Here is a 25,312-nt window from a genome sequence, read left to right as displayed (position 1 = left end):
CCAGCGAAGATATAGCGTCAGTGACAACAGTGCCTGCAGGGCACTGCGAAGGGGCCGACAGGTTAGAAGCTGCTCTGTGGGTGCAAGTGCCTCTTCGCAGTACAAGGTTATTCCTGCCTGGCCCCTGGGGCAGCCTGCTGAAGCTCAGCGAACAGCCTTGATCGCCAACACATTGCACAGCGGGTGTTCCAGCACATGCGCCGTTGTCCCGCCGAGGAATGTCTGCATGGTGTCATGCCGGTGGCTGCCCATGACGATCACGTCCACCCTGTTGTGGCCGACGAACTGGGCAATGGCCCTGATTGCGGCCCCTTCGAGGAAGTGCCGGCGCTCCAGCGGGATCTGGTGATGGTCGCCCAGGCGGTTGAACGCCGCCCGCTGCGCGGTTCGCACACTGCTGTCGAAGCCGGGCATGGTGACCGTACCGGCGCCGAAGTCGGCGATGTGGGTCTTGGCCGCGTCGCACACATGCAGCAGGTGCAGTTCGGCGTTGCACTGCAGGGCCAGGTCGTGGGCGCAGTGGATGACCTGCTCGTCCAGGTGCTCGCCAGCGCCATGGCTATTCAGATCCACTGCGGCGGCGATCTGCCGTGGCAGGGGCAGGCGAATGTCGCTGACCAGATGCACGGCGACCGGGCTGTCCTTGAGCAACTGCCAGTCCAGCGGCGTGACCAGCAGGCGTTTGAGTACGGGCTCGTGCTGTACGTCCTTGACCAGCAGATCGCAGCCCAGCCGTTCGACCCGTTCCAGTACGCTGCCCAGCGGGTCGCGGGTCAACAACAGCTCGGTGGACACGTCCACACCGGCATCGCTCAGCTGTTCGGCCTCATCCGCCAGCCATTGGCGGTTGTCGCTGAGCAGCCGCTCACGCTCACGACCATCGCTCATCAAGCCAAAGGTGTCGACGTCGTCGACGAACACATTGATATCCAGCAGGGCACCGCTGGACTCTGCCAACGCCGCCGCGCGTTGCAGCGCAGGCGTATGACGCATTTGCGGGCCGAGCATGACGAACAGACGTTTGAACTGGCTCATCGCACACCTCCACGTGTGGCAGCCCCCCGGTGACCTGATCATGTTCAGTCTAGACCGCCGCAGCGTACACCGGGGCGATGTGTCGGGTATGATGCGTGCCCCATCATTGTCACGAGGCCCGTCCCATGTCCCTGAGTGCTGAACAGATCGTTGAGTATCGCGCCTTTGCCGAGCAATTGGCCGATGCTGCCGCTGCAGCGATCGCGCCGTACTTCCGCGCCAGCCTGGATGTCGAGGACAAGGGCGGGCGTCTGTACGACCCGGTGACCGTGGCCGACAAGGCCGCTGAAGACGCCATGCGTGAGTTGATCCAAGCGCGTTATCCCGAACACGGCATTCTTGGCGAAGAAGCCGGCATTGCAGTGGGCAGCAGCCCGTTGACCTGGGTGCTGGACCCGATCGATGGCACCCGCGCCTTCATTACCGGCTTGCCATTGTGGGGCACCTTGATTGCCCTGAATGACGGTACCCGCCCCGTGCTGGGGGTGATGAACCAGCCGTTCACCGGCGAACGTTTCGTGGGTACCCCGGCAGGCGCCTGGCGCAGTGGCACGCCCCTGAAGACGCGTGCCTGCGTTGACCTGTCTGCCGCCACGCTGATGTGCACCACGCCGGACATGTTCGACACCGCCGAGCGCAAGGCGGCATTCGAAGCGGTCGCCGGCAAGGCGCGATTGATGCGGTACGGCGGTGACTGCTATGCCTACTGCATGCTGGCCTCGGGTTTTGTCGACGTGATTGTCGAAGCGAGCCTTCAGCCGTATGACGTACAGGCACTGATGCCGATCATCGAAGGGGCGGGTGGCGTGATCACGGCGTGGGATGGCAGTTCGGCGCAGGATGGCGGGTGCGTGGTGGCCTGTGGTGACCCTGCGCTGCATGCGCAGGTGCTGGAGATGCTGCGCCAGGCACAATGAAATTGCTGGCATGACCGCTGCATGTGACAAGCCACTGCGAGTCATGCAATGGCTTGTTCCTTGCTTCAATGGCGATCAGATCAACAGTTTCATGGCGCAGTAACCGGCATTTTCATCCAGTAGTGCAACGAACTGGAGGCCGTCGGGCCGTAACTGCGCCTCTTCTAATTTAGTCACTTTATCGGGAAATACGTAGCGGCCTCCCGACCCGAAGCTGACGTCCAGTTTTCCGTCGCGGGTGACTCTGTGAACGATGCCACGATCCGACATTGCAGGGCCATCATAGTAAAACAGGTTTCCGGCGATGTAGATGTCACCGGTTTGCCCAATGATCACATTTTGTGTACCAATCCCTTTTATCATCATGCCGAGATCAATTTTTATACTTAGCGTCCCGGTTTCGTTGAAGGTCGTATCCAGCGCCCCTGTGTGCTTATCATAGACTTGGAGCAACAGCTTCACGGGTTCGGTTATTAAAGGTGTGCTCACCGCGATAACGATTCTGTCTTCATCCGCGCCAAGCTGTATGGTGTGGGCACTCAGCCTTATGAACCCGACTTTGTTGAAATCGAGATCCAGTTGCCCATTGCTTTTGTATCTGGCGACAATGCTTTCGCCCGCTTCAGTGCCTACCAGGGCGAATCCGCCGTCCTCGAAGAAATGGCATCCTTCAGGTACGAATAGGCTATCACTGTCAAAAAAATTTTTAATCTGCCATTGGCTCCGACTTCCATCCGGCCCGAGCCCGGCGACTGGCACGCCTGTCTGTGCATCATGCAAAGCAAGCCAGACTGTCTGGTTCGGTTGCGAATCAAGCGAAGAAGCGTACAAGGTTTTGATCGTATTGCCGAACAGTACGCTACGGGTGGCTGGCGCCATTGCGCGACCTCTGTCTTCTCGTTGCAGCTGCTCTGGAGTACTGGCATCGCTGAGACAGTTTGCTTCCGAACGGCGATGTGCAATGGCAGTGCTGGGCGGAGTTGTCGAAGTGGGATGGCCGTCAGGTCGAACCACTATCATGCCTTTTGTGCCGAAGCCGTCAAGGGGGGTGAAGTTGTTTTGAAAGTGCCCGATAGCGGCGTAATAGAGCCGGTCGTCATTTTCCAATATATTACATTGGGAGCAGGTGATGAAGGTCGAATTCCCTTCGGCTGTCGCGGGCGTGAGGAAATAAATTTTTTGTTCATTGGAAAGCGCGGGATCTATAGGGGAGTCTTCGATTTCGACGAATCCGGGCTTGGGTTGCCAAACGCCCTTTGCATCCAGCGTTGTCCAATAGTAGAAGAGCTTGTTATCGATGGCGGTACCGGCGGTCCAGATCATTCGGCCCGCTGAGTCAATTGTCCAGGCATAGGACGAGGGCGTATGTAGGGCGTTGGGTGGTTCCGGTAGCTTGGCGTAACCCTCATCGCCGAACTCGAGATCCAGTTCACCCGCTTTATAAATACGTGTGCTCATGGGATTTCCTCCGTTTGAGCGCAGAGTATCGACTCATTCGGGCAGGCTGGAGTACTGTCAGATTTACCAGGTAACGGGAGTGACCTGCCGGGGCTGCTGAAGCCGGTCTATCGCCAAATGGGCCGGTTAAGGTCAGTGCAACAGTCATTTACGCGTCGTTGGTGCTGGATCGCGCCGCAGGGAGGAAAAGCCGTCGTGGCGTACCCCTGGCTGCATCAACACTGAAACCGAGACTTGCTATCAACGTCAGGTTCATTGTTCCCACCGCAGTGCACTTTTTCCATTTTCCGGGCTCTATGCTTGGCCGGGCCCTATTTATCTCCAATGTGGCCGCCGAATTTCGAACCTGTGCCGATGGCTTTAACCGACTCCAATTTCTTTCCCCGCCTGCTACTGACAGGTGCCCTCGCATGCCTGTGCGCCTGTACGCAGCAGCAGGGCCGTGACATGGTCAACCAGCTCGGCAACGGCAAACCCAGCGAGCTGTTCCAGACCAGCGTCGACCGCCTGGCCACGCTGTCGATGCGCGACAACCTGCAAAGCCTGTACCTGCTGATGAACAAGCTGTACCTGCGCAACCCCAGCCAGTGGAAGATGTCTGGCTACCTGGACGCCGCAACCGCCGAGCGACAGATCCGCATTGCCATCGAACAGCGCCGGCCGCTGCCACAACTGGGCAACCGCCGTGACCTGGCGGCATTGAGCTACGCCCTGAGCCCGGAGTTTCGCGGGGACCGGGTCGGCGCCTTCATCTACGCCATCGGCAGCATGCTGATCACCGCGCATGGGGGGCGTACCGAGTTCTACATGACCGATACCATCGACCCCCTGTTCGTCAACAACGCCGCGCGCAATATCGAAAAGGCAACATGGATGCTCAGCCAGCGGCAAGATGCCAATGGGGTGTTGCTGCTGTTCTCGAACGAGATCTCGGAGGAGGGCAGCAATCTGAGTTTTGCCGTTGAGTTCGGCAAGATCGTCGCGCGGCTGGATTTGCTGGCCGAGTTGCTGGATGAACGTTATCGGCGCATAGGCTTGAATTACGCGCAGAGCCTGTTGCTGATGAACTTCCTGCCGGTGCAGTGAATGACGGTCGTTGCAGGAGCGCCTGGTCCGCCGTCACGTGCAGGCCACGCGAGTACCGGAGGTACTGTTCGATAAACGAACACGCATGACGCCGGACCTGTCCGCTATCCGCCCGGCCAATCCCATCGTTGCATTGCCCAACACCCGCCTTTTTGCTGTAGTGTCCCTGTCCGCCGGCTGTCGCCTGCCACTGCGACGCGCTGCCAGCCCGATAGAATGACCGTGATGACCGCAACCACAGCCCACAAGGCGGTAGGGCGCGGCGACCAGAACAATAACGATACCGAGTGCCTTGCCTATGGAAAGCCGCCTGCTGAGCGAGCGCAGTAGCGTGTTTCACCACGCCGATCCTTACGCTGTGTCCGATTATGTGAACCAGCATGTAGGCCAGCATTGCATCGGTCTGTCCCGTACTACCCACCCCCAGGCCAGCCTCAGCCATCGCAAGTTTGCCGAGCTCGACCTGTGCCGTATCAGCTATGGCGGCAGTGTTCGCGTGACGTCGCCTGCGCTGCAAACCATCTACCACCTGCAAGTCTTGCTCAATGGCAACTGCCTGTGGCGCGGGCACAAGCGCGAGCAGCACCTGGTGCCGGGCGAATTGCTGCTGATCAACCCGGACGACCCGGTTGACCTGACTTACTCGGAAGACTGCGAGAAGTTCATCCTCAAGGTGCCAACCCGGCTGCTGGACTCGATCTGCGATGAACAGCGCTGGCAGCGGCCTGATGGGGGCGTGCGGTTCTTGCGCAATCATTACCGGCTGGATGAGCTGGATGGCTTCGTGAACCTGCTGGCCATGGTTTGTCATGAGGCGGAAGTGAGCGATTCGCTGCCCAGGGTGCAGGGCCATTACAGCCAGATTGTCGCCAGCAAGCTGCTGACCCTGATGAGCACCAATATCCGCCGCGAGAGCCTCAGTGCCCCGCAGGCCGGGCTAGAGCGCATTCTTGATTACATCGAACGCAACCTGAAACTGGAATTGTCGGCTGAAGTGCTGGCGGAGCAGGCTTGCATGAGTTTGCGCTCGTTATATGCCTTGTTTGATCAGCAGTTGGGCACCACGCCCAAGCATTACGTGCGCCAGCGGAAACTGGACCGGGTGCATGCCTGCCTGAGCGACCCTACTTGTGGCGTGCGCAGTGTGACGGAACTGGCCCTGGATTACGGTTTCCTTCATCTGGGGCGGTTTTCCGAGGTTTATCGGCAGCAGTTTGGCGAGTTGCCTTCACAGACATTCAAGCGGCGCGCGTGACGGCGTTTGGCTTGTAGACCTGGCATTTCTGCCAGTTGCGAGCGCTTTGCTCTTAAACCACCATTAGTTCTATGCCGGACGAATGGTGACAGCCATGCAGCAGTCGCAGAAACAAATTTATTTCTACGCTCCCGAAGGACTTTCGCTGGTCAAATATGTTGGCGCAGAAGCTTCGGCTTTGGTGCGCGCAGCAGGCCGGACGCTGGCGCAGCGTGATGATGTCCAGGCAGCGCTTTACGCAGCGGATCTACAAGGCTCGGTTCAGGGATGCATTGGGCGAAATGCAACGAACCGGATGCACTACACGGCGTATGGCTGGGACAGCCAAAATACTGATGCATCAGCGTTGTTGCGATTCACCGGCCAGCGGAAAGACACTCTCACGGGGCACTATTTGCTGGGCGATGGATATCGCGCATTCAGCCCGGTGCTGATGCGGTTCAATGCGCCAGACAGCTTGAGCCCGTTCGGTGATGGGGGGGCAATGCGTATTGTTATTGCAAGGGTGATCCAGTGAACAAAGTGGATCCAAGTGGTCACGTTCCAAGTGGTCCCGTTGTCTATCCGCCCAGTAGCTTCATTGCGGGCGGTTTATTTACCAAGCGATGGGGACTTCGCTCGGCTGCATCATATCAGTGGGGTCAAAAAGCTCCGGCCTTGAAAACCCTCGGTGTGCAGAAGGCAGTGGATGAATTCGACAGTACCCTCCCAGCCAGGATAAAACACGCCAAAAGAAACCAATCGTGGCACCCAAATGACGTACAGCGACTAAAGCGAGCTGCTGGCTGGCTCCAAAGCAGAGCAAATCGTTTTGATCTGGCAGTAAAGCACTTTGAAAAGGAACGTCTCCCGGTGGATACCCAAGCAGCCCGGGAGACATTGCAGGAGGTGTTAAGTATCAAACAATGGGTTGATCGACACCTGATAGCTGCAAAAGGATTTTTAGAAAAGCGCGAGTTGTTTGAAGCATTGCCATTTTCTCAAGCGACCGAAAAAGTACCGAACATCCGTAAATCTGGATAACGTTCTGCACAATCCGGATAGTCCCCCGCCAGCCGTCTCCCTAACCTGACCAGGTCTAAACAATAACAAGGGAGACCCTGGCCATGTCCCTGGGATTCGACTACCTCAATGCCATGCTCGAGGACGACCGTGAAAAGGGCATCTACCGCTGCAAGCGGGAGATGTTCACCGACCCACGGCTGTTCGACCTGGAGATGAAACACATCTTCGAGGGCAACTGGATCTACCTGGCCCACGAAAGCCAGATCCCCGAGAAGAATGACTTCCTCACCCTGACCATGGGGCGCCAGCCGATTTTCATCGCGCGCAACAAGGACGGTGAGCTCAATGCCTTCCTCAACGCCTGCAGCCACCGCGGTGCCATGCTGTGCCGGCACAAGCGCGGAAACCGTTCCAGCTATACCTGCCCGTTCCACGGCTGGACGTTCAACAACAGCGGCAAACTGCTGAAGGTGAAAGACCCCAGCAACGCCGGCTACCCCGACAGCTTCAACTGCGACGGCTCCCACGACCTGACCAAGGTGGCACGCTTCGAGTCGTACCGGGGCTTTTTGTTCGGTAGCCTGAACGCCGACGTGAAGCCGCTGGTCGAGCACCTGGGCGAGTCGGCGAAGATCATCGACATGATCGTCGATCAGTCGCCTGAAGGCCTGGAAGTGCTGCGCGGTGCCAGCTCGTATATCTACGAAGGCAACTGGAAGCTCACCGCCGAAAATGGCGCTGACGGCTACCACGTGAGCTCCGTGCACTGGAACTACGCCGCCACCCAGAACCAGCGCAAGCAGCGCGAGGCGGGTGACGAGATCAAGACCATGAGTGCTGGCGCCTGGGCCAAGCAGGGCGGCGGTTTCTATTCCTTCGACCACGGCCACCTGCTGCTGTGGACCCGCTGGGCCAACCCGGAAGACCGCCCGGCCTATGAGCGCCGCGACCAACTGGCCGCCGATTTCGGCCAGGCACGTGCCGACTGGATGATCGAAAACTCGCGCAACCTGTGCCTGTACCCCAACGTGTACCTGATGGACCAGTTCAGCTCGCAGATCCGCGTTGCCCGGCCGATTTCGGTGAACAAGACCGAAATCACCATCTACTGCATCGCGCCGAAAGGCGAGAGCGCCGATGCCCGCGCCAAGCGTATTCGCCAGTACGAAGACTTCTTCAACGTCAGCGGCATGGCCACCCCGGACGACCTGGAAGAATTCCGCTCGTGCCAGACTGGCTATGGCGGCGGCACCGGCTGGAACGACATGTCTCGCGGCGCGAAACACTGGGTCGAAGGCGCCGATGAGGCGGCCAAGGAGATTGAACTCGAACCCCTGCTGTCGGGCGTGCGCACCGAGGACGAAGGCCTGTTCGTGCTGCAGCACAAGTACTGGCAGGACACCATGATCCAGGCCCTCAAGGATGAACAGCAGCTGATCCCCGTGGAGGCCGTGCAATGAGCCTGTATGACACCGTGCGCGACTTCCTGTACCGCGAAGCGCGCTACCTGGACGATGCCCAGTGGGACCAGTGGCTGGAACTGTACGCCAGCGATGCCAGCTTCTGGATGCCGAGCTGGGACGATGACGACACCCTCACCGAAGACCCACAAAGCGAAATTTCGCTGATCTGGTACGGCAACCGTGGCGGCCTGGAAGACCGTGTGTTCCGCATCAAGACCGAGCGCTCCAGTGCGACCGTGCCCGACACCCGCACCTCGCACAACATCAGCAACATCGAGATCGTCGAGCAGGGCGAGGGCAGCTGCCAGGTGCGCTTCAACTGGCACACCCTGAGCTTCCGCTACAAGACCACCGACAGTTACTTCGGCACCAGCTTCTACACCCTCGACCTGCGCGGCGAGCAGCCGCTGATCAAGGCCAAGAAGGTGGTGCTGAAGAACGACTACGTCCGCCAGGTCATCGACATCTACCACATCTGATACAGGGTTTTTCGAGCATTGCCCGGTGCGTCTCGTGACGCGCCGTGGCCCGGCTCGCCCGCGAGGTGCAACATGAGCTACCAGATCGCACTGAATTTCGAAGACGGGGTTACCCGTTTCATTGAAGCCACCGGTCAGGAAACCGTGGCCGACGCCGCATACCGCCAAGGCATAAACATTCCGCTGGATTGCCGTGATGGCGCTTGCGGGACCTGCAAGTGCAAGGCTGAGTCCGGTCGTTATGACCTTGGCGACAACTTCATCGAAGACGCCTTGAGCGAAGACGAAATCGCCGAAGGCTACGTGCTGACGTGCCAGATGCGTGCCGAAAGCGACTGCGTCATCCGCATCCCGGCTTCGTCGCAGCTGTGCAAGACCGAGCAGGCCACTTTCGAGGCCGCCATCAGCGATGTTCGCCAGCTGTCAGTCAGCACCATTGCCCTGTCGATCAAGGGTGAGGCCCTGAGCCGTCTGGCCTTCCTGCCGGGGCAGTACGTCAACCTGAAGGTGCCGGGCAGCGAGCAGAGCCGGGCCTACTCGTTCAGCTCGCTGCAGAAGGACGGCGAAGTCAGCTTCCTGATCCGCAACGTACCGGGTGGGCTGATGAGCAGCTTCCTGACCAACCTTGCCAAAGCCGGCGACAGCCTGAGCCTGGCCGGGCCGTTGGGCAGCTTCTACCTGCGGCCGATCCAGCGCCCGCTGTTGCTGTTGGCCGGTGGTACCGGGCTGGCACCGTTCACCGCGATGCTGGAGAAAATCGCCGAGCAGGGCAGCGAGCACCCGCTGCACCTGATCTACGGCGTGACCAACGACTTTGACCTAGTCGAACTCGACCGCCTGCAAGCGCTGGCGGCACGTATCCCCAACTTCACCTACAGCGCCTGCGTCGCCAACCCGGACAGCCAGTACCCGCAGAAGGGCTATGTCACCCAGCACATCGAGCCACGCCACCTCAATGACGGCGATGTGGATGTGTACCTGTGCGGCCCGCCACCCATGGTGGAAGCGGTCAGCCAGTACGTGCGTGAGCAGGGCATTACCCCGGCCAACTTCTACTACGAGAAGTTTGCGGCTGCGGCCTGACGCCCCCTGATTCAAAGCAATACGCCGACCCTGTGGGAGCGGGCGAGCCCGCGAAGCAGGCAGCGCGGTGGATGGCGCGGGCTTCGCCCGTGTTCGCGGGCATGCCCGCTCCCACAGTGATCGCGCAGCCTTTCCGGCTTTGAGCAAGACAATTGCTGCCACAGGGTCTCTCGCGAACTGGAGATTTGCATATGAACAACAGATTCCAAGGCAAGGTCGCCCTGGTCACCGGTGCCGCCCAAGGCATCGGCCGGGGCGTGTGCTGGCGGCTGAAGGCTGAAGGCGCGCAAGTGGTGGCGGTAGACCGTTCCGAGCTGGTCCACGAACTGGCTGGCGAGGGCATGCTCACCCTCACCGCCGACCTGGAACAACACGCCGATTGCGCCCGGGTCATGGCCAGTGCGGTGGAAACCCATGGCCGCCTGGACATCCTGGTCAACAACGTGGGCGGCACCATCTGGGCCAAGCCCTTCGAACACTATGAAGTCGAGCAGATCGAGGCCGAGGTGCGCCGCTCGCTGTTCCCCACCCTGTGGTGCTGCCACGCCGCGCTGCCGTACATGCTCGAACGTGGCAGTGGCGCCATCGTCAATGTCTCGTCCATCGCTACCCGCGGCGTCAACCGTGTGCCTTACGGCGCAGCCAAGGGGGGCGTCAACGCGCTCACTGCCTGCCTGGCCTTCGAAACCGCCGGCCGGGGCATCCGCGTCAACGCCACTGCGCCCGGCGGCACCGAAGCGCCGCCCCGGCGCGTACCGCGCAACAGTGCAGAGCAAACCGAGCAGGAAAAGCACTGGTACCAGCAGATCGTCGACCAGACCCTCGACAGCAGCCTGATGCACCGCTACGGCAGCATCGACGAGCAGGTGGGGGCCATTCTGTTCCTCGCGTCCGACGAAGCCTCGTACATCACCGGTGTGACCCTGCCGGTAGGGGGCGGCGACCTCGGCTGAACCGCAACCTCAAGGCAAAAGCTTTCTTCCACAACAAAAACAAGAGCGACAGATGCCATGCGAACCCTTGATGTACACCCGATCATCGACAATGCGCGCTTTACCCCGTTTCACTGGATGGTCATGGCCTGGTGCGGCCTGCTGCTGATTTTCGACGGCTATGACCTGTTCATCTACGGTGTGGTACTGCCGGTCATCATGAAAGAGTGGGGCCTGACCCCGTTGCAGGCTGGTGCATTGGGCAGCTATGCGCTGTTCGGCATGATGTTCGGCGCCCTGGCCTTCGGCAGCCTGGCCGACCGCATCGGGCGCAAGAAGGGCATTGCCATCTGTTTCGCCTTGTTCTCGGGGGCGACCATCCTCAACGGCTTTGCCAGCAGCCCGAGCGAGTTTGGCATCTACCGCTTCATCGCCGGCCTGGGCTGTGGCGGCCTGATGCCCAACGCCGTGGCGCTGATGAACGAATACGCGCCCAAGCGCCTGCGCAGCACGCTGGTGGCGATCATGTTCAGTGGCTATTCGCTGGGCGGCATGCTGTCGGCAGGTGTCGGTATCTTCATGCTGCCGCGTTTTGGCTGGGAGTCGATGTTCTTCGCCGCAGCGGTGCCACTGCTGCTGTTACCGGTGATTCTCTACTACCTGCCTGAATCCATCGGCTTCCTGGTGCGCCAAGGCCGTATCGAGGAAGCACGCACATTGCTCAAACGGCTGGACCCGGACTGCGATGTCCAGGCCGATGATGTGCTTCAGGCGGCCGACCGCAAAGGCAGCGGCGCTTCGGTGCTGGAACTGTTCCGCAATGGCCTGGCGATTCGCACCCTGGCGCTGTGGGTTGCGTTCTTCTGCTGCCTGCTGATGGTCTACGCACTGAGTTCCTGGCTGCCAAAACTGATGGCCAACGCCGGCTACAGCCTGGGCTCAAGCCTGTCATTCCTGCTGGCACTGAACTTTGGCGGCATGGCCGGGGCGATCCTCGGCGGCTGGCTGGGTGACCGCTACAACCTGGTCAAGGTGAAGGTGGCGTTCTTCATTGCCGCCGCACTGTCGATCAGCCTGCTGGGGGTGAACAGCCCGATGCCGGTGCTGTACCTGCTGATCTTCATTGCCGGCGCCACCACCATTGGTACGCAGATTCTGCTGTATGCCGGCGCGGCGCAGATGTACGGCCTGTCGGTGCGCTCCACCGGCCTGGGCTGGGCCTCGGGCATCGGCCGTAATGGCGCCATCGTCGGCCCGCTGCTGGGCGGTGCGCTGATGGGCATCAACCTGCCACTGCAACTCAATTTCATCGCCTTCGCCATTCCTGGCGCCATCGCCGCGCTGGCCATGGCCGTGCACCTGGCCAGTGGTCGGCGCCACGCCCAGGCCCTGGCGGCGCAGGCCTGAACCGAACAGAACAAGACGAGGTAACCCCCATGACCGTGAACATTTCCCATACTGCCGAGGTACAGCAGTTCTTCGAGGAGGCCGCAGGTTTTGGTAATGCGGCCGGCAACCCCCGCCTCAAACGCATCGTGCAGCGCCTGCTGCAGGATACCGCGCGGCTGATCGAAGACCTGGACATCAGCGAAGACGAGTTCTGGCACGCCGTCGACTACCTCAACCGCCTGGGCGGTCGCGGCGAAGCCGGGTTGCTGGTGGCGGGGCTGGGCATCGAACACTTCCTCGACCTGCTGCAGGATGCCAAGGACCAGGAGGCAGGGCGCGTTGGCGGCACCCCACGCACCATCGAAGGCCCGTTGTACGTGGCTGGCGCACCGATTGCCCAAGGTGAAGTGCGCATGGACGACGGCAGCGAGGAGGGCGTGGCCACGGTGATGTTCCTGGAAGGCCAGGTGCTGGACCCGCACGGACACCCGCTGCCGGGTGCCACGGTCGACCTGTGGCATGCCAATACCCGTGGTACCTACTCGTTCTTCGACCGAAGCCAGTCGGCGTACAACCTGCGTCGGCGCATCGTTACCGATGCCCAGGGGCGCTACCGCGCGCGCTCCATCGTGCCATCGGGCTATGGCTGCGACCCGCAGGGGCCAACCCAGGAATGCCTGGACCTGCTGGGCCGTCATGGCCAGCGCCCGGCGCATGTGCACTTCTTTATCTCGGCGCCAGGGTACCGGCATCTGACCACGCAGATAAACCTGTCGGGGGACAAGTACCTGTGGGATGACTTTGCCTATGCCACACGGGATGGGCTGGTCGGGGAGGTGGTGTTCGTCGAAGGGCCGGAGGGTCGGCATGCCGAGCTGAAGTTCGACTTCCAGTTGCAGCAGGCCCAGGGCGGTGCTGATGAGCAGCGAAGCGGGCGGCCGCGGGCTTTGCAGGAGGCCTGATCCACCGAGTGGGCTGTTTCGCGGGCATGCCCGCTCCCACAGGTGAAGCCTGTGCAGTCGTTGTGGGAGCGGGCAAGCCCGCGAAGCAGCCAACACCCAAACAAGAGCCCGCCACAAAGGCCGGCCGCTGGCTTGCGAGAAGCTACATGAATACGCTGATCAAGGACTGCTCTGTGTCGGCCATCGTCGCCGGCAGCATTGCCACGACGATCTCCTACGCCGGCCCGTTGGTGATCATTTTCCACGCCGCCGAAGCGGCCGGCCTGTCGCACCAGCAGTTGTCATCCTGGGTCTGGGCCGTGTCCATGGGCAGTGCGGTGCTCGGTGCGCTGCTCAGCCTGCGCTACCGCGTGCCGGTAGTGATCGCCTGGTCGATCCCGGGGTCGGCGCTGTTGGTCACCGCCTTGCCGCAACTGGGCCTGGCGCAGGCCGTGGGCGCCTACCTGGTGGCCAACCTGGTCCTGCTGCTGATCGGCATCAGCGGGGCCTTCGACCGCATCATCGCGCGCCTGCCGGGTTCTATCGCTGCCGGTATGCAGGCCGGGATCCTGTTCAGCTTTGGCATCGAGGTGTTCCGCGCCTTGCCGGTGCAACCGCTGCTGGTACTGGCGATGTTCGTCACCTACGTGCTGATGCGTCGGGTGCAGCCGCGCTATGCCGTGGCTGCGGTGCTGGGCGTGGGCATGCTGGTGACCGTGGCCAGCGGTACGTTGCGCAGCGAGGCACTGGTGCTGGAACTGGCCTCACCTCAGTGGATCACCCCCCAGTTCAGCCTGGCGGCGGTATTCAGCCTGGCGCTGCCGATGGTGCTGGTGGCGCTGACCGGGCAATTCATGCCGGGTATGGCGGTACTGCGCAACGCTGGCTACCCCACGCCGGCCAGCCCGCTGATCAGCGCCAGTGCCCTGATCGGAGCGCTACTGGCGCCGTTCGGTTGCCACGGGCTGAACCTGGCGGCGGTTACCGCCAGCCTGTGCACCGGCCATGAGGCCCATGAAAACCCGCAACGGCGCTACGTAGCTGCGGTGGCTGGCAGTGCGTTGTACCTGCTACTGGGCATTGCCGGGGCCACCTTGATGTCGCTGTTCGCCGCCTTTCCCGCCGTACTGATCGCGGCCCTGGCCGGTTTGGCCCTGTATGGCGCCATCAGCGAAGCCCTGGTCCGCAGCCTGGCAGAACCGGCCGAGCGCGACGCCGGGCTGTTCACCTTCCTGGTCACCGCTTCGGGGGTGGCTTTTCTGGGCCTGTCGGCAGCGTTCTGGGGGCTGCTGTTCGGCCTGCTGGCGCACGCGCTGCTGAGGCTGCGCCAGCCACGTGCCCGGGAGGTGCTGCGCCGTACTCCATGAACTGCCGTGTTTCCAACGCTTTACCCATAAAAACAAGATCAAGAGAGCTTCGGAATGAACCACACCCCTTGCGTTGCCCTGGGCCTGACATTGCTCAGCCAGCCACTGCTGGCTGCCGAAGGCGGCTTCTTCGAGGACTCGAAGGCCACCCTGAGTGCCCGTAACTACTACTTCAGCCGCGATTTTTCCGACATTGTCGGGGCCAACAAACAGTCCAAGGCCGAGGAGTGGGCCCAGGGTTTCATCCTCGACTTCAAAAGTGGCTACACCCCGGGCCAGGTCGGCTTTGGCGTGGACGCCCTGGGCTTGCTGGGCATCAAGCTGGACAGCAGTCCAGACCGCACCAACACCGGCCTGTTGCCGGTGCACGGTGACGGCCGTGCTGCCGATGAGTACAGCCGCCTGGCGCCGACCTTCAAGGCGCGGATATCAAAAACCGAACTGCGTGCAGGTGAACTGCAACCGAACCTGCCGGTGCTGACCTTCAGTGATATTCGCCTGTTGCCACCCACCTATCAGGGCCTGAGTTTGAGTTCGTCGGAAATCGACGGGCTGACTATGCAGGCCGGGCACTTGAAAAGCACCCACCTGCGCAACGAAGGTGGCGACGGCAAGATGAACGCGATGCTCGGCCATGTGCCGATGCGACAGGCCGAAAGCGACGCGTTCAACTATGTGGGTGGGGATTATGCGTTCAATGCCAACCAGAGCAGCGTCAGCCTTTGGTACGGTCAGTTGGAGGACATCTACCAACAAGGCTTTGTTGGCCTGAAGCACAGCAAACCCGTCGGCGACTGGGTACTCAGCGCCAACCTGGGTTATTTCACCGCGCGTGAGCAAGGCGATGCGCTGCTGGGCAACATCGACAACCAGGCGTTCTTCTCGCTGTTCACTGCCCGGCATGGCGGGCACAGCTTCCATGCCGGCTACCAGGGCATTTATGGCGATAGCCCGTTCCCACGGGTATTCGCCAACATCTCGCCGTTGGGCAACGAGGTGCCGACCTATGAGTTTGCCTACACCGACGAACGTTCGTACCAGGTGCGTTACGACTACAACTTCGCCGCCATGGGCGTGCCGGGCCTGACAGCGACTGTGCGCTACATAACCGGCAACAATGTCGACACCGGGCTGGGTTACGAGGGGCGTGACCGCGAGCGTGACCTGGATATCGGCTATGCGGTGCAGAGCGGGGCACTGAAAGGGTTGGGGATTCGGGTGAGGAACGCCATGGCGCGCTCCAACTACCGCAGTGATATCGACGAGAACCGCCTGACGCTGGTGTACACCTGGCAGCTGTTCTGAGCCATCCAGGAGAATTGCGCATCAGGGGTGTATGGGGGTAGCGTGCGGAAACGACTCTTTCAGGAATCCCCACCTTGGACTCCATCACCCAAGCCGTACTTGGCGCGGCGCTGCAAGGGACCGTGCTCGGGCGCATCCAGGGCCGACGCTCGCTGCTGTATGGTGCAGCACTGGGCACGCTGCCGGACCTGGATGTGATCATTCGCTATGCCGACCCGGTGTCGCAGATGACCTACCACCGTGGTTTTTCCCACTCGCTGTTCGTGTTAACTGGGCTGGCCTTGCTGCTGGCCTGTCTGGTCAACAAATGCTGGCCTGGCAAAGGCTATACCTTGCCAAGGCTGTTCCTCGCATTCTGGCTGGTACTGGTTACCCACCCGTTGCTGGACGCCTTTACGGTCTACGGCACGCAGCTTTTCTGGCCACTGCAAGGCACCCCGCAAAGCTGGGCGGCGGTGTTTATCATCGACCCGGTCTATACCGTGCCACTGCTGCTGGCGGTCATCTATGCCATCGCCAAGGGCGTGACTGCCAGGGCTAAACGCCTATTGACCCTGGCGCTGGTATTCAGTACCGCATACCTAGGGTTTGGCCTTGCCGGGCGCATGGCGGCCGAGCAGCGCTTCGAGGCGGCACTGCACCAGCGCGGTATCGCTACCAACGAGGTCCGCGCCGTGCCGATCGCGTTCAACAGCCTGGTCTGGCGGGTGCTGGCCAAGACTGCGGAAGGGGATTACTACGAAGGCATCAGCAGTGCATTCGACCGGCAACCGCCAGAGATGCAGCGCTTGTCACGTAACCTGCAGCTTGCCCAAGCACTGAGCGATGACCCACTGCACCAGCGGTTGCGCTGGTTCACCGATGACTGGCTGCGATATGACCAGATCGGTGATGCGCTGGTGGTCACCGACCTGCGTATGGGTATTCCAGGCAACTACACCTTCCGTTTCAACATGGCCCACCGTGACAACCAGGGGCGCTGGATTGTCGATGTGCCTTCGATGTTCCAGGGCGCTGGCCCAGGTTCGATGTTCAGTGGTGCAGACCTGGCGTTGATCTGGCGACGCATTATCGAACAGCAACCACCCTTGCCTCTGGCAGTGTGGACCGAACGCTATCTGGGCGTCAGCCCCGTAGAGCGCGAGCGCGAGCGCTAGCGCTTGCGCTCGGCCGGGCTGGATCTGGTCAAATGGACGGCGATGATGACCATGGTCGTCGATCACTTGCGTTTTCTGTTGCCAGAGGCCGATAGCTTGTTCGTGTTGGGGCGGCTGGCGTTTCCGCTGTTCTGCCTGGCGATTGCAGTGAATGTGGGGCGAGCCCGTGCGGGGGCGCTGTATACCCGTGGCAACCTGCGCTACCTGGGGCTGATGCTGATGTTCGCGGTGCTGTCCGAGCCTGCGTATCGTTGGCTGGACAGTGGCTCGCAGACATTCAGCGTGATGCCGACCTTGTTATTGGGGTTGGTGGTAGCCTGGGGTGTGCATCACCCCTTGATATCGGCACGCGTGCTTGGCACCGCCGGCCTGCTGGCGGGTTGGTTGTTGCGTGAGCAACTGATGTATGGGGTGCCGGGGGTGTTGCTGCCGGGCGCCTGGTTGATGGCGCGCAAGCAAGGTGGGGTTGCCGGGTTGTTGCCTTGCCTGTTGGCTGTGGGCGGCAATCTGACCAATAGCTGGTTGCGCGAGCACCTGTTGGCGCCGTTCACGGTGCTGACATTGACTGCTGCAACTCTGGCGATTCCGCTCGGGGTGCTGTTGTTACGGCAAGATGAATGGCGGGTACCCGTGGTGGGACGCTGGGGTTACCTGTTCTATCCGGTGCATTTGCTGGTCATCAAGGTCCTGTCATGAGCCAGGCATCGGGCCGCGGTGAAAAGGGGATCGGGAGCCCGGCGTTGGGCCCCCATTGCCCGCGAAGAGGCCAGTACAGGAAGACGCTCAGCTGCGTGCCAACCGCCCACTCACATAATGCGCGACATCATTGAACCCTGGGGTCGATGCATGCCCCGGCGTCACCAGTGAGTCAATGAACGCCTCGTCCTCTGCGGTGATCTTCACCGCCAGCGCCCCCCCATAGGTCTCCCACTGTTCCTCGGTGCGAGGCCCTACGATTGCGGAACTCACCAGCTGGTTGTTCAATACCCAGGCAATGGCAAACTCGACGATCCCCACACCTTTGGCCTGGACATAGGTCTGGATCTGCCGGGCAATCGCCAGCGACTCCTGGCGCCACTCCACTTCCATGATGCGTTTGTCCTGCCGCCCTGCGCGGCTACCGGCATCCGGCACCGCGCCCGGCACATACTTGCCACTGAGCACGCCCCGGGCCAGCGGGCTGAAGGGTACGACGCCCAGACCATGGGCGGCGGCGGCCGTGAGCTGTTCGGGCTCGGCCTGGCGGTTGACGATGTTGTACAGCGGCTGGCTGACTACCGGCCTGGGCACACCGAGGCGCTCGGCAACATGGCAGACCTCGGCAATGCGCCAGCCACGGAAATTGGACACCCCCCAGTAGCGGATCTTGCCTTGGCGCAACAAGTCGCCAATGGCCTGCACGGTCTCTTCCAGCGGTACCTTGTGGTCTTCGCGGTGCAGGTAGTAGATGTCCAGGTAGTCCATGCCCATGCGGGTCAGCGTGGCATCCACGGCATTGAAGATGTGCTTGCGCGACAACCCGCTGCGGTTAGGCAGGCCGTCGGCCGGGCCGAAGCCGACCTTGCTGGCGACGACCCAGTCATGGCGATGGCGCGCCACGGCTTCACCGACGATTTCTTCCGAGCGCCCGGCGTTGTACACGTCGGCGGTGTCGATGAAGTTGATGCCTTGGTCCCAGGCCTTGTCGATGATGCGCAGGGCATCCTCGGTACTGGTCTGCTCGCCGAACATCATGCTGCCCAGGGTAAGGGCGGAAACCTGCAGGCCACTGTGGCCGAGGGGGCGGTAGATCATGCGCGTGGGTCCTTATGCAGTCGGCTGACCTACCTGTTTTACACACAACCGGGAAGCATTGAAAGGCACCCCCTCAGCCAATGAGCGCCAAAGCCTCCTGCAGGCTCAATGGGCGCTTCAGGCGTTGCGACAGCGTCGCCATGGCATCGGAGTAACCCTTGGCGATAACGGCTTCGACGCGTTCATCCACACACTGCAAGGCAACGAAATCGCCTTTTTCCGGCTCACCGACGAATTCGATGCGGTTCCAGTCCCTGGCATGGCCTAGCACTTCATAGGTACGGCCATGCTGGTAGGTCCAAAAGAACGGTACATCGGCATAACGGCGTTGTTCGCCAAGCATGTTGGCGGCGGCGATCACCCCGTGTTGCTGGGCCAGGCGCCAGTGCTCGATGCGCACCGGGCGCCCCGTGAGCGGGAACGTGGCGATGTCACCTGCGGCCCACAAACCGTCGGCTGCGCGCATTTCTGCGTCGACCCTCACCGATTTGTCTTCGCCAAGCGGCACGCCTTGAAGGAACGCGGTGGCGGGCCTTACCCCGGTGCCGAGCAGCACCAAGGGGGTCTGCAGCCGTTCACCATTGGCCAGTTGCACCGCTTCGACCTTGTCCAGGCCTTCGATCCGCTCGACCTCGGTGGGGCCGTGGAAGGTGATGCCTTTTCGTTCATGCAGCGCGCGAATGCAGCGCCCGATCCGCTCGCCCAACTGTCGGGCCAGAGGGACTTCGTGGCGCGAGACCACGTGCACCTGCAAGCCATACTTGCGCAATGCCGAGGCTGCCTCCAGGCCGATGAAGCCGTCGCCGACGATGACCACTGGTTGGCCAGGCTCGGCGGCATCGAGCAACTGTGCAGCATCTTCCAGTGAGCGGAGGGTGAACACCCCGGGCAGGTCGGCACCGGGAATGTCTGGGCGCAGTGCTTTACCGCCGGTTGCCAGCAGGCAGGCGTCGTAATCGATCTGCTGACCATCGGCGAGGGTGACCTGGCGCTTCTGGCTGTTCAGGGTGCGTACCTTGCCGTACTTGCGCTCCAGCTGGCCCTTGCGCAGGGCGTCGGCTTCGAGCAGCGCGGGAACCTCATCGGGCGGCATCTGCCCGGCAATCACGAATTTGCTCAGAGCTGTGCGATCGTAGGCCGGCTGGCGCTCCTGATCGATCCATACCAGCCGCCCAGCGAAGCCATGAGCCAGCAGGGTGGCGACGGCGGCGCTGCCGGCGGCACCGGCGCCGACCACCACAAAACAGCGGGCATCGCTGTGTCTGGGCGGTTCGGTTGCCGGCAGGGGCTGGTCATCGACCCAGACTTCATCGCCCTTGATCCACGCCTTGTAGCGGCGCAGGTCGGCGAGTGCAGGCGGCTCACAAACCACGCCGTCGTCAACGGCGAACGCAGCTTTGTGCCAAGGGCAGACCAGCAGGCCACCGCAGACTACACCTTCGTCGAGTGGGGCCCCGGCATGGGGGCAGTTGCCTTGATAAGCGTGTACCTGCTCCCCTTGGCGGACGAGGATGAGTTCTTCGCTACCGGCCTGCACGCGCAGGGGGCGGTGTTCGTCGAGCTGGGCCAAGCGGGCCACGGCGTACTGGGTCATGGGGCTTCTCCAAAGGGGCCTTTGGAACCATTTGACGCCTGGGGCGGGAAGGGGATGCGTTGAGCTGACGATCGGTGGAGGGTGTGGCTTGGGTGTGGCTTGGGTGGGCCTCTTTGCAGGCTTGCCCGCGCCCACAGGCTTGAAAACCTGTGGGTGTGGGCAAGCCGGCCAATGCCTCAACTCGCCCGTGCAGTACTCAGCGAACCCGCTCGCGTTACACGCAAGGCCACCAGGCTACCCAATACGATCAACGCCGCGAGCGAATACAGTGCGGCATCGGTTGAGCCGGTCTGGTCCTTGATGAACCCGACCAGGTACGGGCTGAGAAACCCCGCCATCTGGCCTACCGAGTTGATGATCGCCAGACCTGCCACGGCGGCTCCGGCACTGAGCAGCGCAGTCGGCATTGGCCAGAACATCGGCAAACCGGTAAGCGCGCCCATGGTGGCGATCGACAAGCCAAGAATGGCAATGCTCGGGTTGCCGGCGAAGTTCACCGCAATCAGCAGGCCGACGGCGCCCATCAGCATTGGTACCACCAGGTGCCAGCGGCGCTCGTTGCGCAGGTCGGCCGAGCGCCCGCAAAGGATCATGAACACACCCGCCAGCAGGTACGGGATGGCGCTGAGCCAGCCGATCAGCAGCGGGTTGTCGAAGCCCATGCTCTTGATGATCGAGGGTAGCCAGAAGTTGATCGCGTACACGCCGCTCTGGATGCAGAAGTAGACGAAGCCGAAGGTCCAGATCAGCGGGTTGGTCAACACGGCCAGCACGCTGTCGCTGGTGGTGTGCGGTTTGCTTGCGGCATCGGCCTGCAGGTCGGCAGCGATCAGCTGACGTTCAACCGGGCTCAGCCAGGCAGCTTTCTGGTAGCCGTCACTGAGCAGGAACACCGCCAGTACGCCCAAGGCCACGGTCGGCAGGCCCTGGATCAGGAACATCCACTGCCAGCCGGCCAGGCCGTGCTGGCCGGCGGCGAAATGTTCGAGGATCCAGCCGGAGAACGGCCCGCCAAGCAGGCCCGATACCGGGATCGCCGACATGAAAAGGGCCATGATTCGGCCGCGCCGGGCCGCCGGGAACCAGCGCGAGAGGTACAGCACCACACCCGGGAAGAAGCCGGCTTCGGCAGCGCCGGTGAGCAGGCGCAGGGTGTAGAACTCGGCAGGGGTGGTGACGAACAGCAGGCAGGTGGACAGGCTGCCCCAGGCGATCATCATCAGCGCGATCCAGCGCCGTGGGCCGAAGCGGTTGAGGGCCAGGTTGCTTGGCAGGCCACACAGTACGTAGCCGATGAAGAAGATGCCGGCGCCAAGGCCGTACACCGTTTCGCTGAATTTCAGGGCGTCGAGCATCTGCAGCTTGGCAAAGCCGACGTTGACGCGGTCCAGGTAGTTGAACAGGTAGCAGATGAAAATGAACGGAATCAGCCGCAAGGTGATACGCCGGTACAGCGCGTTGCGGGTGGTGTCCGTGCCTTGGTCAGGGGCGGGGCTGTGTGCCATGATCGGGTTCTCTGTTGTTATGGTTTTCGCCGCGTCGCCTGTTCCGGCGCTCGCCCTGACGAGTCTCGGGGACTGCGGCTAGCCTGTCTTTGTGCTTTTGCACAGCGCTTGGCCCAGGCTGCTGTGCCCGAGCCCAAAAGCCAAACACCTAAAGGACCCCGCAATGTTCGAACTCGACCATGACCTGGCGCAGGATATCGTTGACCGGGCAATGGCCATCTTGCCTTGCAACGTCAATGTCATGGACAGCCAGGGGTTGATCCTGGGCAGCGGTGAGCCGGAGCGTATCAACACCCGTCACGAGGGCGCGCAGCTGGTCTTGGCCAATGGCCGGATCGTCGAACTGGATACCGACGCGGCCAAGTGCCTGAAGGGCGTGCAGCCCGGCGTGAACCTGCCATTGATGCTCGATGGGCGGCTGATGGGCGTGTTGGGCCTGACTGGCGACCCGCAGCAGGTGCGCACCTATGGCGAGCTGGTGCGCATGACCGCCGAAATGCTGCTGGCCCAACGCAATTTACAGGCTGACCAGCAATGGCGAAGGCAGCGCTGTGACGACCTGCTGGCGCTACTGCTCGGCGGCAGCGGTAACTCCCCGCGCTTGCTGGACGAAGCCCGTCAGTTGGGCCTGAAACCTCAGCTACCGCGGATACCGTGCCTGTTCGAGATTACTTCCGGGCCACCTGCCGAGGCGCTGGCCGCATGGTTGATGAGCCGTTATCCGGATAGCTGGTGCGTCAGCCCGGCTCGCCAGTCGTTGCTGTGGTGCCGCCCGGCAGGCGTGGCACTGGATGAACTGCGCTTGCTGGAACGCCTGCAACGCCACGGCTGGGACATTGAGCGACTGGCCCTGGGTAGTGCAGCGCAGAGCCTGGAGCAGTTACGCCGTGGTTACCGCCGGGTACGTGACTTGCTGGCCTATGGCCGCGAGGTATTGCCCAGCGAACGATTGCTCAGCCTGCAGCGCTACCGGCTGCCGGCGCTGCTGTGGCGCCACCGTAACGACGACGCGCTGGACGAGCTGCTGGAGCCGTTGCAGCGCATCCGCGCCAAGGACAGCAGTGGCCAGTTACTCACCACCCTGCGCGCCTGGTGTGCACATGACGGCCAGAGCCAGTCCTGTGCCGATGCCCTGGGCATCCACCGCAACAGCCTGCGCTATCGACTGGAGCGAATAGCCGAGCTAAGTGAGGTCGACCCGTTGCGCCTGGAAGGGATGCTCAGCTTGTATCTGGGGTTGCAGCTGTTGCCAGCTGACTGAAGTGTTCCCTTGCCGGCGATTGGGCCAGAACAGGCAAAAAGGCATCTGCCCAAACAACCCGGCCGGCGTTTTGTGCATTTGACTGAGGCCACCTGGCCAGCCACCTGTCAGCATGCCGCTCATCAGGACAGGAGAAACCCCATGAAGATCGTCATTGCCCCCGACTCGTTCAAGGACAGCCTCGACGCTGCCGGTGTCGCCCGCGCCATCGCTGCGGGCCTGAGCGAAGCGTGGCCCGAGGCTGAACTGGTCGAGTGCCCAATGGCCGACGGTGGCGAAGGCACCATGGAGGCGATCCTGGCCGCCAGCCAGGGTGAACTGCGCCGCCAGGCCGTGCGCGGGCCATTGGGGCAGCACGTCGAGGCCGGCTGGGGCTGGTTGCCGCAAAGTCGCACCGCAATCATCGAAATGGCCCAGGCCAGTGGCCTGCAACAGGTGCCAACAGGCCAGCGCGATGCTTGCCGCAGCAGCACCTGGGGTACCGGCGAGCTGATTGCCGCAGCCCTCGACGCCGGCGCTCGGCGCATGGTGCTGGCCATCGGTGGCAGCGCCACCAACGATGCCGGCAGTGGCATGTTGCGAGCGCTTGGCCTGCGCCTGCTGGATGCTGACGGGCAAGCGCTGGAAGAGGGCGGCCTGGCCTTGGCCAAGCTGGCCCATATCGACGCCAGCGGCCTCGACCCGCGCCTGGCCGGGGTGCAGTTTGAAGTCGCAGCGGATGTCGACAACCCCTTGTGTGGCGCCAACGGCGCATCGGCGATCTTCGGCCCGCAGAAAGGTGCCAACCCGCAGCAAGTAGAGGCGCTGGACCACGCGCTGAATCATTTTGCCGACCATTGTGCGCTGCTGTTGGGCGCGGATGTGCGCGATTACCCTGGTTGTGGTGCGGCCGGTGGCATGGGCTTCGCTGCCCGGGCATTCATGGACGCGCAGTTCCGCCCTGGGGTGGAAGTCGTGGCTGAGCTGGCTGGCCTTGACGCCCTGGCACAAGGGGCAGATCTGGTGGTGACGGGCGAGGGGCGTTTCGATGCCCAGACACTGCGCGGCAAGACGCCGATGGGGGTGGCGCGGGTTGCCAAGCGCCATGGCGTGCCGGTGGTGGTACTGGCCGGGACCTTGGGGGAGGGGTATCAGCAGTTGTATGCCCATGGGGTCGATGCTGCATTTGCCCTGGCCAGCGGACCGATGAGCCTGGAGCAGGCGTGTGCAAATGCTGCCGAGCTGTTGCAGGCCAGGGCCTGTGATATCGGTCGGCTGTGGCGCTGCGCGAAGCGAGGCTGAACACCCTGTAGAAATGGCCTTATTGCTGCGTCTCGAACATGGCAATGAAGTTGGCCAGCGCTGGCGAAGCATTCTGGGCGCTCCATTTCATGTACAGCCCAAGCCCTGGGGCGGGCTGGTCACCGATAGGGCGGATCGGGCAAAACCGCACGCGTTCGCGCGGGGTCGAGCGGACGAACGACTCCGGCACCAGGGCCACGCCAAAGCCGCAAGCCACCAGACCCAGCAGGGTGTGGATCTGCGCCGCTTCCTGCACGACCTTGGGGTAGAACCCGGCCGACTCGCACAGCGCAACCAACTGTGCGTGGTAGCCCCCGCCCAGCGCTTGCGGGGTGAACACGAAGTCCTCATCGGCAAACTCGCGCAAGTCGACAGCCTCGTGCCGCGCCTTGGGATGGCTGGCGGGCAGCGCCATGACGATCTGCTCGTCAAGCAGCAAGCGTGCCTCCAGGGTGCCGGCCGGCAGCGGTAGCCTGCGCATGAAGCCGATGTCCGCCTCACCGGCCAGCAAGGCCTTGGCCTGAGAGGCAGATGGCATCTCGCGGATGGTCAGCTGTACGTTTGGATAAGTCTCCCGAAAGCGGCGCAAGCGGTTGAGCAGCGAATCGTAATAAGCGATGGAAATGGCCGTGATGGTCAGTTTGCCGCTGACGCCCGCAGAAACGTTGCGCGCGTACTCGATCCCTTGTTCAAGTTCAGCAAGCGTGCGGTAGGCGGTGTCGAGAAACGCTGCACCCGCTGCGGTCAGGCGCACCCCGCGCTTGTTGCGCAGAAGCAGGCCGAAACCGAGCTTTTCCTCGAGCCGGTTGATCGCCTGGCTCAGCGGTGGTTGCGCCATGTGCAGGCGCTGGGCGGCCTTGTGAAAGTGCAGCTCTTCGGCCACGGCGATGAACTGCCTGAGCAAGCGTGTTTCGATCATCCAGCAATCCTGCAGCGTGGCGACTCGGCGGTGATATCCATGGGATATCAAAGTTGCATGCTTTTAATATTAAGTCATTGATTTTT

21 protein-coding genes and 1 pseudogene are annotated in these 25,312 nt (G+C 62.1%); 16 read left to right on the top strand and 6 right to left on the bottom strand.

From position 1 onward, the window contains the following. Positions 1–144: 144 nt before the first annotated feature. A complete protein-coding gene (locus PRJ_RS14020) occupies positions 145–1,035 on the bottom strand; it encodes a universal stress protein (protein ID WP_104961736.1) in 891 nt (296 codons plus the stop codon). Positions 1,036–1,160: 125 nt separating this feature from the next. On the opposite strand from PRJ_RS14020, the gene hisN reads away from it, so the two are divergent. Then, positions 1,161–1,952: a histidinol-phosphatase gene (gene hisN / locus PRJ_RS14015; protein WP_104961735.1), complete on the top strand. Its 792-nt coding sequence runs from the start codon at positions 1,161–1,163 to the stop codon at positions 1,950–1,952. Positions 1,953–2,027: 75 nt separating this feature from the next. Here the strand turns inward: hisN and PRJ_RS14010 are convergent, their stop codons facing one another. Then, on the bottom strand, positions 2,028–3,410 hold the full coding sequence (locus tag PRJ_RS14010) for a hypothetical protein (protein WP_104961734.1): 1,383 nt from the start codon (positions 3,408–3,410) through the stop codon (positions 2,028–2,030). 324 nt (positions 3,411–3,734) lie between these two features. Between PRJ_RS14010 and PRJ_RS14005 the strand changes: the two genes are divergently transcribed. The 13 genes and pseudogenes from PRJ_RS14005 (at position 3,735) to PRJ_RS13945 (ending at position 17,568) form a co-directional block, all read left to right on the top strand. Continuing rightward, the gene (locus tag PRJ_RS14005) at positions 3,735–4,496 is read left to right on the top strand and encodes a hypothetical protein (RefSeq protein WP_102885367.1); all 762 of its coding nucleotides are present in this window, start codon (positions 3,735–3,737) and stop codon (positions 4,494–4,496) included. A gap of 298 nt (positions 4,497–4,794) precedes the next feature. Further along, the gene (gene benR / locus PRJ_RS14000) at positions 4,795–5,751 is read left to right on the top strand and encodes a benABC operon transcriptional activator BenR (RefSeq protein WP_104961733.1); all 957 of its coding nucleotides are present in this window, start codon (positions 4,795–4,797) and stop codon (positions 5,749–5,751) included. A gap of 295 nt (positions 5,752–6,046) precedes the next feature. Continuing rightward, positions 6,047–6,774 (top strand): annotated as a pseudogene (locus PRJ_RS13995) (RHS repeat-associated core domain-containing protein). Positions 6,775–6,857: 83 nt separating this feature from the next. Beyond that, on the top strand, positions 6,858–8,216 hold the full coding sequence (benA, locus tag PRJ_RS13990; protein WP_004374325.1) for a benzoate 1,2-dioxygenase large subunit: 1,359 nt from the start codon (positions 6,858–6,860) through the stop codon (positions 8,214–8,216). Beyond that, positions 8,213–8,698, top strand: coding sequence for a benzoate 1,2-dioxygenase small subunit (gene benB / locus PRJ_RS13985; protein WP_004576276.1), 486 nt, complete (start codon positions 8,213–8,215; stop codon positions 8,696–8,698). The genes benA and benB overlap by 4 nt, the downstream gene beginning before the upstream one ends. Before the next feature lie 72 nt (positions 8,699–8,770). Beyond that, positions 8,771–9,781 carry a benzoate 1,2-dioxygenase electron transfer component BenC gene (gene benC, locus PRJ_RS13980; protein ID WP_104961732.1) on the top strand — a complete coding sequence of 337 codons (1,011 nt, stop codon included), beginning with the start codon at positions 8,771–8,773 and terminating at the stop codon, positions 9,779–9,781. A gap of 191 nt (positions 9,782–9,972) precedes the next feature. Then, positions 9,973–10,734, top strand: coding sequence for a 1,6-dihydroxycyclohexa-2,4-diene-1-carboxylate dehydrogenase (locus tag PRJ_RS13975; RefSeq protein ID WP_104961731.1), 762 nt, complete (start codon positions 9,973–9,975; stop codon positions 10,732–10,734). Between the two features lie 57 nt (positions 10,735–10,791). Continuing rightward, positions 10,792–12,120, top strand: a complete 1,329-nt coding sequence (locus PRJ_RS13970) for an aromatic acid/H+ symport family MFS transporter (RefSeq protein ID WP_104961730.1) — start codon at positions 10,792–10,794, stop codon at positions 12,118–12,120. Between the two features lie 29 nt (positions 12,121–12,149). After that, the gene (gene catA / locus PRJ_RS13965) at positions 12,150–13,064 is read left to right on the top strand and encodes a catechol 1,2-dioxygenase (protein ID WP_104961729.1); all 915 of its coding nucleotides are present in this window, start codon (positions 12,150–12,152) and stop codon (positions 13,062–13,064) included. Between the two features lie 146 nt (positions 13,065–13,210). Then, positions 13,211–14,410, top strand: a complete 1,200-nt coding sequence (locus tag PRJ_RS13960; RefSeq protein ID WP_104961728.1) for a benzoate/H(+) symporter BenE family transporter — start codon at positions 13,211–13,213, stop codon at positions 14,408–14,410. 54 nt (positions 14,411–14,464) lie between these two features. Then, positions 14,465–15,715: an OprD family porin gene (locus PRJ_RS13955; RefSeq protein WP_104961727.1), complete on the top strand. Its 1,251-nt coding sequence runs from the start codon at positions 14,465–14,467 to the stop codon at positions 15,713–15,715. Positions 15,716–15,789: 74 nt separating this feature from the next. After that, positions 15,790–16,872: a metal-dependent hydrolase gene (locus tag PRJ_RS13950; RefSeq protein ID WP_104961726.1), complete on the top strand. Its 1,083-nt coding sequence runs from the start codon at positions 15,790–15,792 to the stop codon at positions 16,870–16,872. A 3-nt stretch (positions 16,873–16,875) separates the two neighbouring features. Next, a complete protein-coding gene (locus PRJ_RS13945) occupies positions 16,876–17,568 on the top strand; it encodes a TraX family protein (protein WP_104961725.1) in 693 nt (230 codons plus the stop codon). A gap of 87 nt (positions 17,569–17,655) precedes the next feature. On the opposite strand, the gene PRJ_RS13940 is transcribed toward PRJ_RS13945, so the two are convergent. From PRJ_RS13940 to PRJ_RS13930, 3 genes are all read right to left on the bottom strand, one after another. After that, complete coding sequence (locus tag PRJ_RS13940; protein ID WP_104961724.1) at positions 17,656–18,666, bottom strand: aldo/keto reductase; 1,011 nt, start codon at positions 18,664–18,666, stop codon at positions 17,656–17,658. Positions 18,667–18,739: 73 nt separating this feature from the next. After that, the gene (locus PRJ_RS13935; protein WP_104961723.1) at positions 18,740–20,260 is read right to left on the bottom strand and encodes an FAD-dependent oxidoreductase; all 1,521 of its coding nucleotides are present in this window, start codon (positions 20,258–20,260) and stop codon (positions 18,740–18,742) included. Positions 20,261–20,436: 176 nt separating this feature from the next. Further along, on the bottom strand, positions 20,437–21,765 hold the full coding sequence (locus PRJ_RS13930; RefSeq protein ID WP_104961722.1) for an MFS transporter: 1,329 nt from the start codon (positions 21,763–21,765) through the stop codon (positions 20,437–20,439). A 163-nt stretch (positions 21,766–21,928) separates the two neighbouring features. On the opposite strand from PRJ_RS13930, the gene PRJ_RS13925 reads away from it, so the two are divergent. Together PRJ_RS13925 and PRJ_RS13920 are read left to right on the top strand one after the other, a co-directional pair. After that, positions 21,929–23,026: a sugar diacid recognition domain-containing protein gene (locus PRJ_RS13925; RefSeq protein WP_104961721.1), complete on the top strand. Its 1,098-nt coding sequence runs from the start codon at positions 21,929–21,931 to the stop codon at positions 23,024–23,026. 141 nt (positions 23,027–23,167) lie between these two features. Beyond that, the gene (locus tag PRJ_RS13920; protein ID WP_104961720.1) at positions 23,168–24,307 is read left to right on the top strand and encodes a glycerate kinase; all 1,140 of its coding nucleotides are present in this window, start codon (positions 23,168–23,170) and stop codon (positions 24,305–24,307) included. A gap of 19 nt (positions 24,308–24,326) precedes the next feature. Here PRJ_RS13920 and PRJ_RS13915 read toward each other — a convergent pair whose 3' ends face one another. Next, positions 24,327–25,226: a LysR substrate-binding domain-containing protein gene (locus PRJ_RS13915; protein ID WP_104961719.1), complete on the bottom strand. Its 900-nt coding sequence runs from the start codon at positions 25,224–25,226 to the stop codon at positions 24,327–24,329. Positions 25,227–25,312 lie beyond the last annotated feature (86 nt).

The organism is Pseudomonas sp. XWY-1, assembly GCF_002953115.1.
In the GTDB taxonomy this organism is placed as follows: Bacteria; Pseudomonadota; Gammaproteobacteria; order Pseudomonadales; family Pseudomonadaceae; genus Aquipseudomonas; species Aquipseudomonas alloputida.
The sequence above is the reverse complement of the archived record's forward strand: the minus strand, read 5'-3'. Positions and strand labels throughout refer to the sequence as shown.

What these genes read in the sequence shown, in the direction of transcription:
- PRJ_RS14005 (WP_102885367.1), top strand. Translation starts at nt 3,735, where the DNA reads ATGTGGCCGCCGAATTTCGAACCTGTGCCGATGGCTTTAACCGACTCC.
- PRJ_RS13960 (WP_104961728.1), top strand. Translation starts at nt 13,211, where the DNA reads ATGAATACGCTGATCAAGGACTGCTCTGTGTCGGCCATCGTCGCCGGC.
- PRJ_RS13970 (WP_104961730.1), top strand. Translation starts at nt 10,792, where the DNA reads ATGCGAACCCTTGATGTACACCCGATCATCGACAATGCGCGCTTTACC.
- PRJ_RS13920 (WP_104961720.1), top strand. Translation starts at nt 23,168, where the DNA reads ATGAAGATCGTCATTGCCCCCGACTCGTTCAAGGACAGCCTCGACGCT.
- PRJ_RS14020 (WP_104961736.1), bottom strand. Translation starts at nt 1,035, where the DNA reads ATGAGCCAGTTCAAACGTCTGTTCGTCATGCTCGGCCCGCAAATGCGT.
- catA (WP_104961729.1), top strand. Translation starts at nt 12,150, where the DNA reads ATGACCGTGAACATTTCCCATACTGCCGAGGTACAGCAGTTCTTCGAG.
- PRJ_RS13925 (WP_104961721.1), top strand. Translation starts at nt 21,929, where the DNA reads ATGTTCGAACTCGACCATGACCTGGCGCAGGATATCGTTGACCGGGCA.
- PRJ_RS13975 (WP_104961731.1), top strand. Translation starts at nt 9,973, where the DNA reads ATGAACAACAGATTCCAAGGCAAGGTCGCCCTGGTCACCGGTGCCGCC.
- hisN (WP_104961735.1), top strand. Translation starts at nt 1,161, where the DNA reads ATGTCCCTGAGTGCTGAACAGATCGTTGAGTATCGCGCCTTTGCCGAG.
- PRJ_RS13940 (WP_104961724.1), bottom strand. Translation starts at nt 18,666, where the DNA reads ATGATCTACCGCCCCCTCGGCCACAGTGGCCTGCAGGTTTCCGCCCTT.
- benC (WP_104961732.1), top strand. Translation starts at nt 8,771, where the DNA reads ATGAGCTACCAGATCGCACTGAATTTCGAAGACGGGGTTACCCGTTTC.
- PRJ_RS14010 (WP_104961734.1), bottom strand. Translation starts at nt 3,410, where the DNA reads ATGAGCACACGTATTTATAAAGCGGGTGAACTGGATCTCGAGTTCGGC.
- PRJ_RS13915 (WP_104961719.1), bottom strand. Translation starts at nt 25,226, where the DNA reads ATGATCGAAACACGCTTGCTCAGGCAGTTCATCGCCGTGGCCGAAGAG.
- benA (WP_004374325.1), top strand. Translation starts at nt 6,858, where the DNA reads ATGTCCCTGGGATTCGACTACCTCAATGCCATGCTCGAGGACGACCGT.
- PRJ_RS13955 (WP_104961727.1), top strand. Translation starts at nt 14,465, where the DNA reads ATGAACCACACCCCTTGCGTTGCCCTGGGCCTGACATTGCTCAGCCAG.
- benB (WP_004576276.1), top strand. Translation starts at nt 8,213, where the DNA reads ATGAGCCTGTATGACACCGTGCGCGACTTCCTGTACCGCGAAGCGCGC.
- PRJ_RS13930 (WP_104961722.1), bottom strand. Translation starts at nt 21,765, where the DNA reads ATGGCACACAGCCCCGCCCCTGACCAAGGCACGGACACCACCCGCAAC.
- PRJ_RS13935 (WP_104961723.1), bottom strand. Translation starts at nt 20,260, where the DNA reads ATGACCCAGTACGCCGTGGCCCGCTTGGCCCAGCTCGACGAACACCGC.
- benR (WP_104961733.1), top strand. Translation starts at nt 4,795, where the DNA reads ATGGAAAGCCGCCTGCTGAGCGAGCGCAGTAGCGTGTTTCACCACGCC.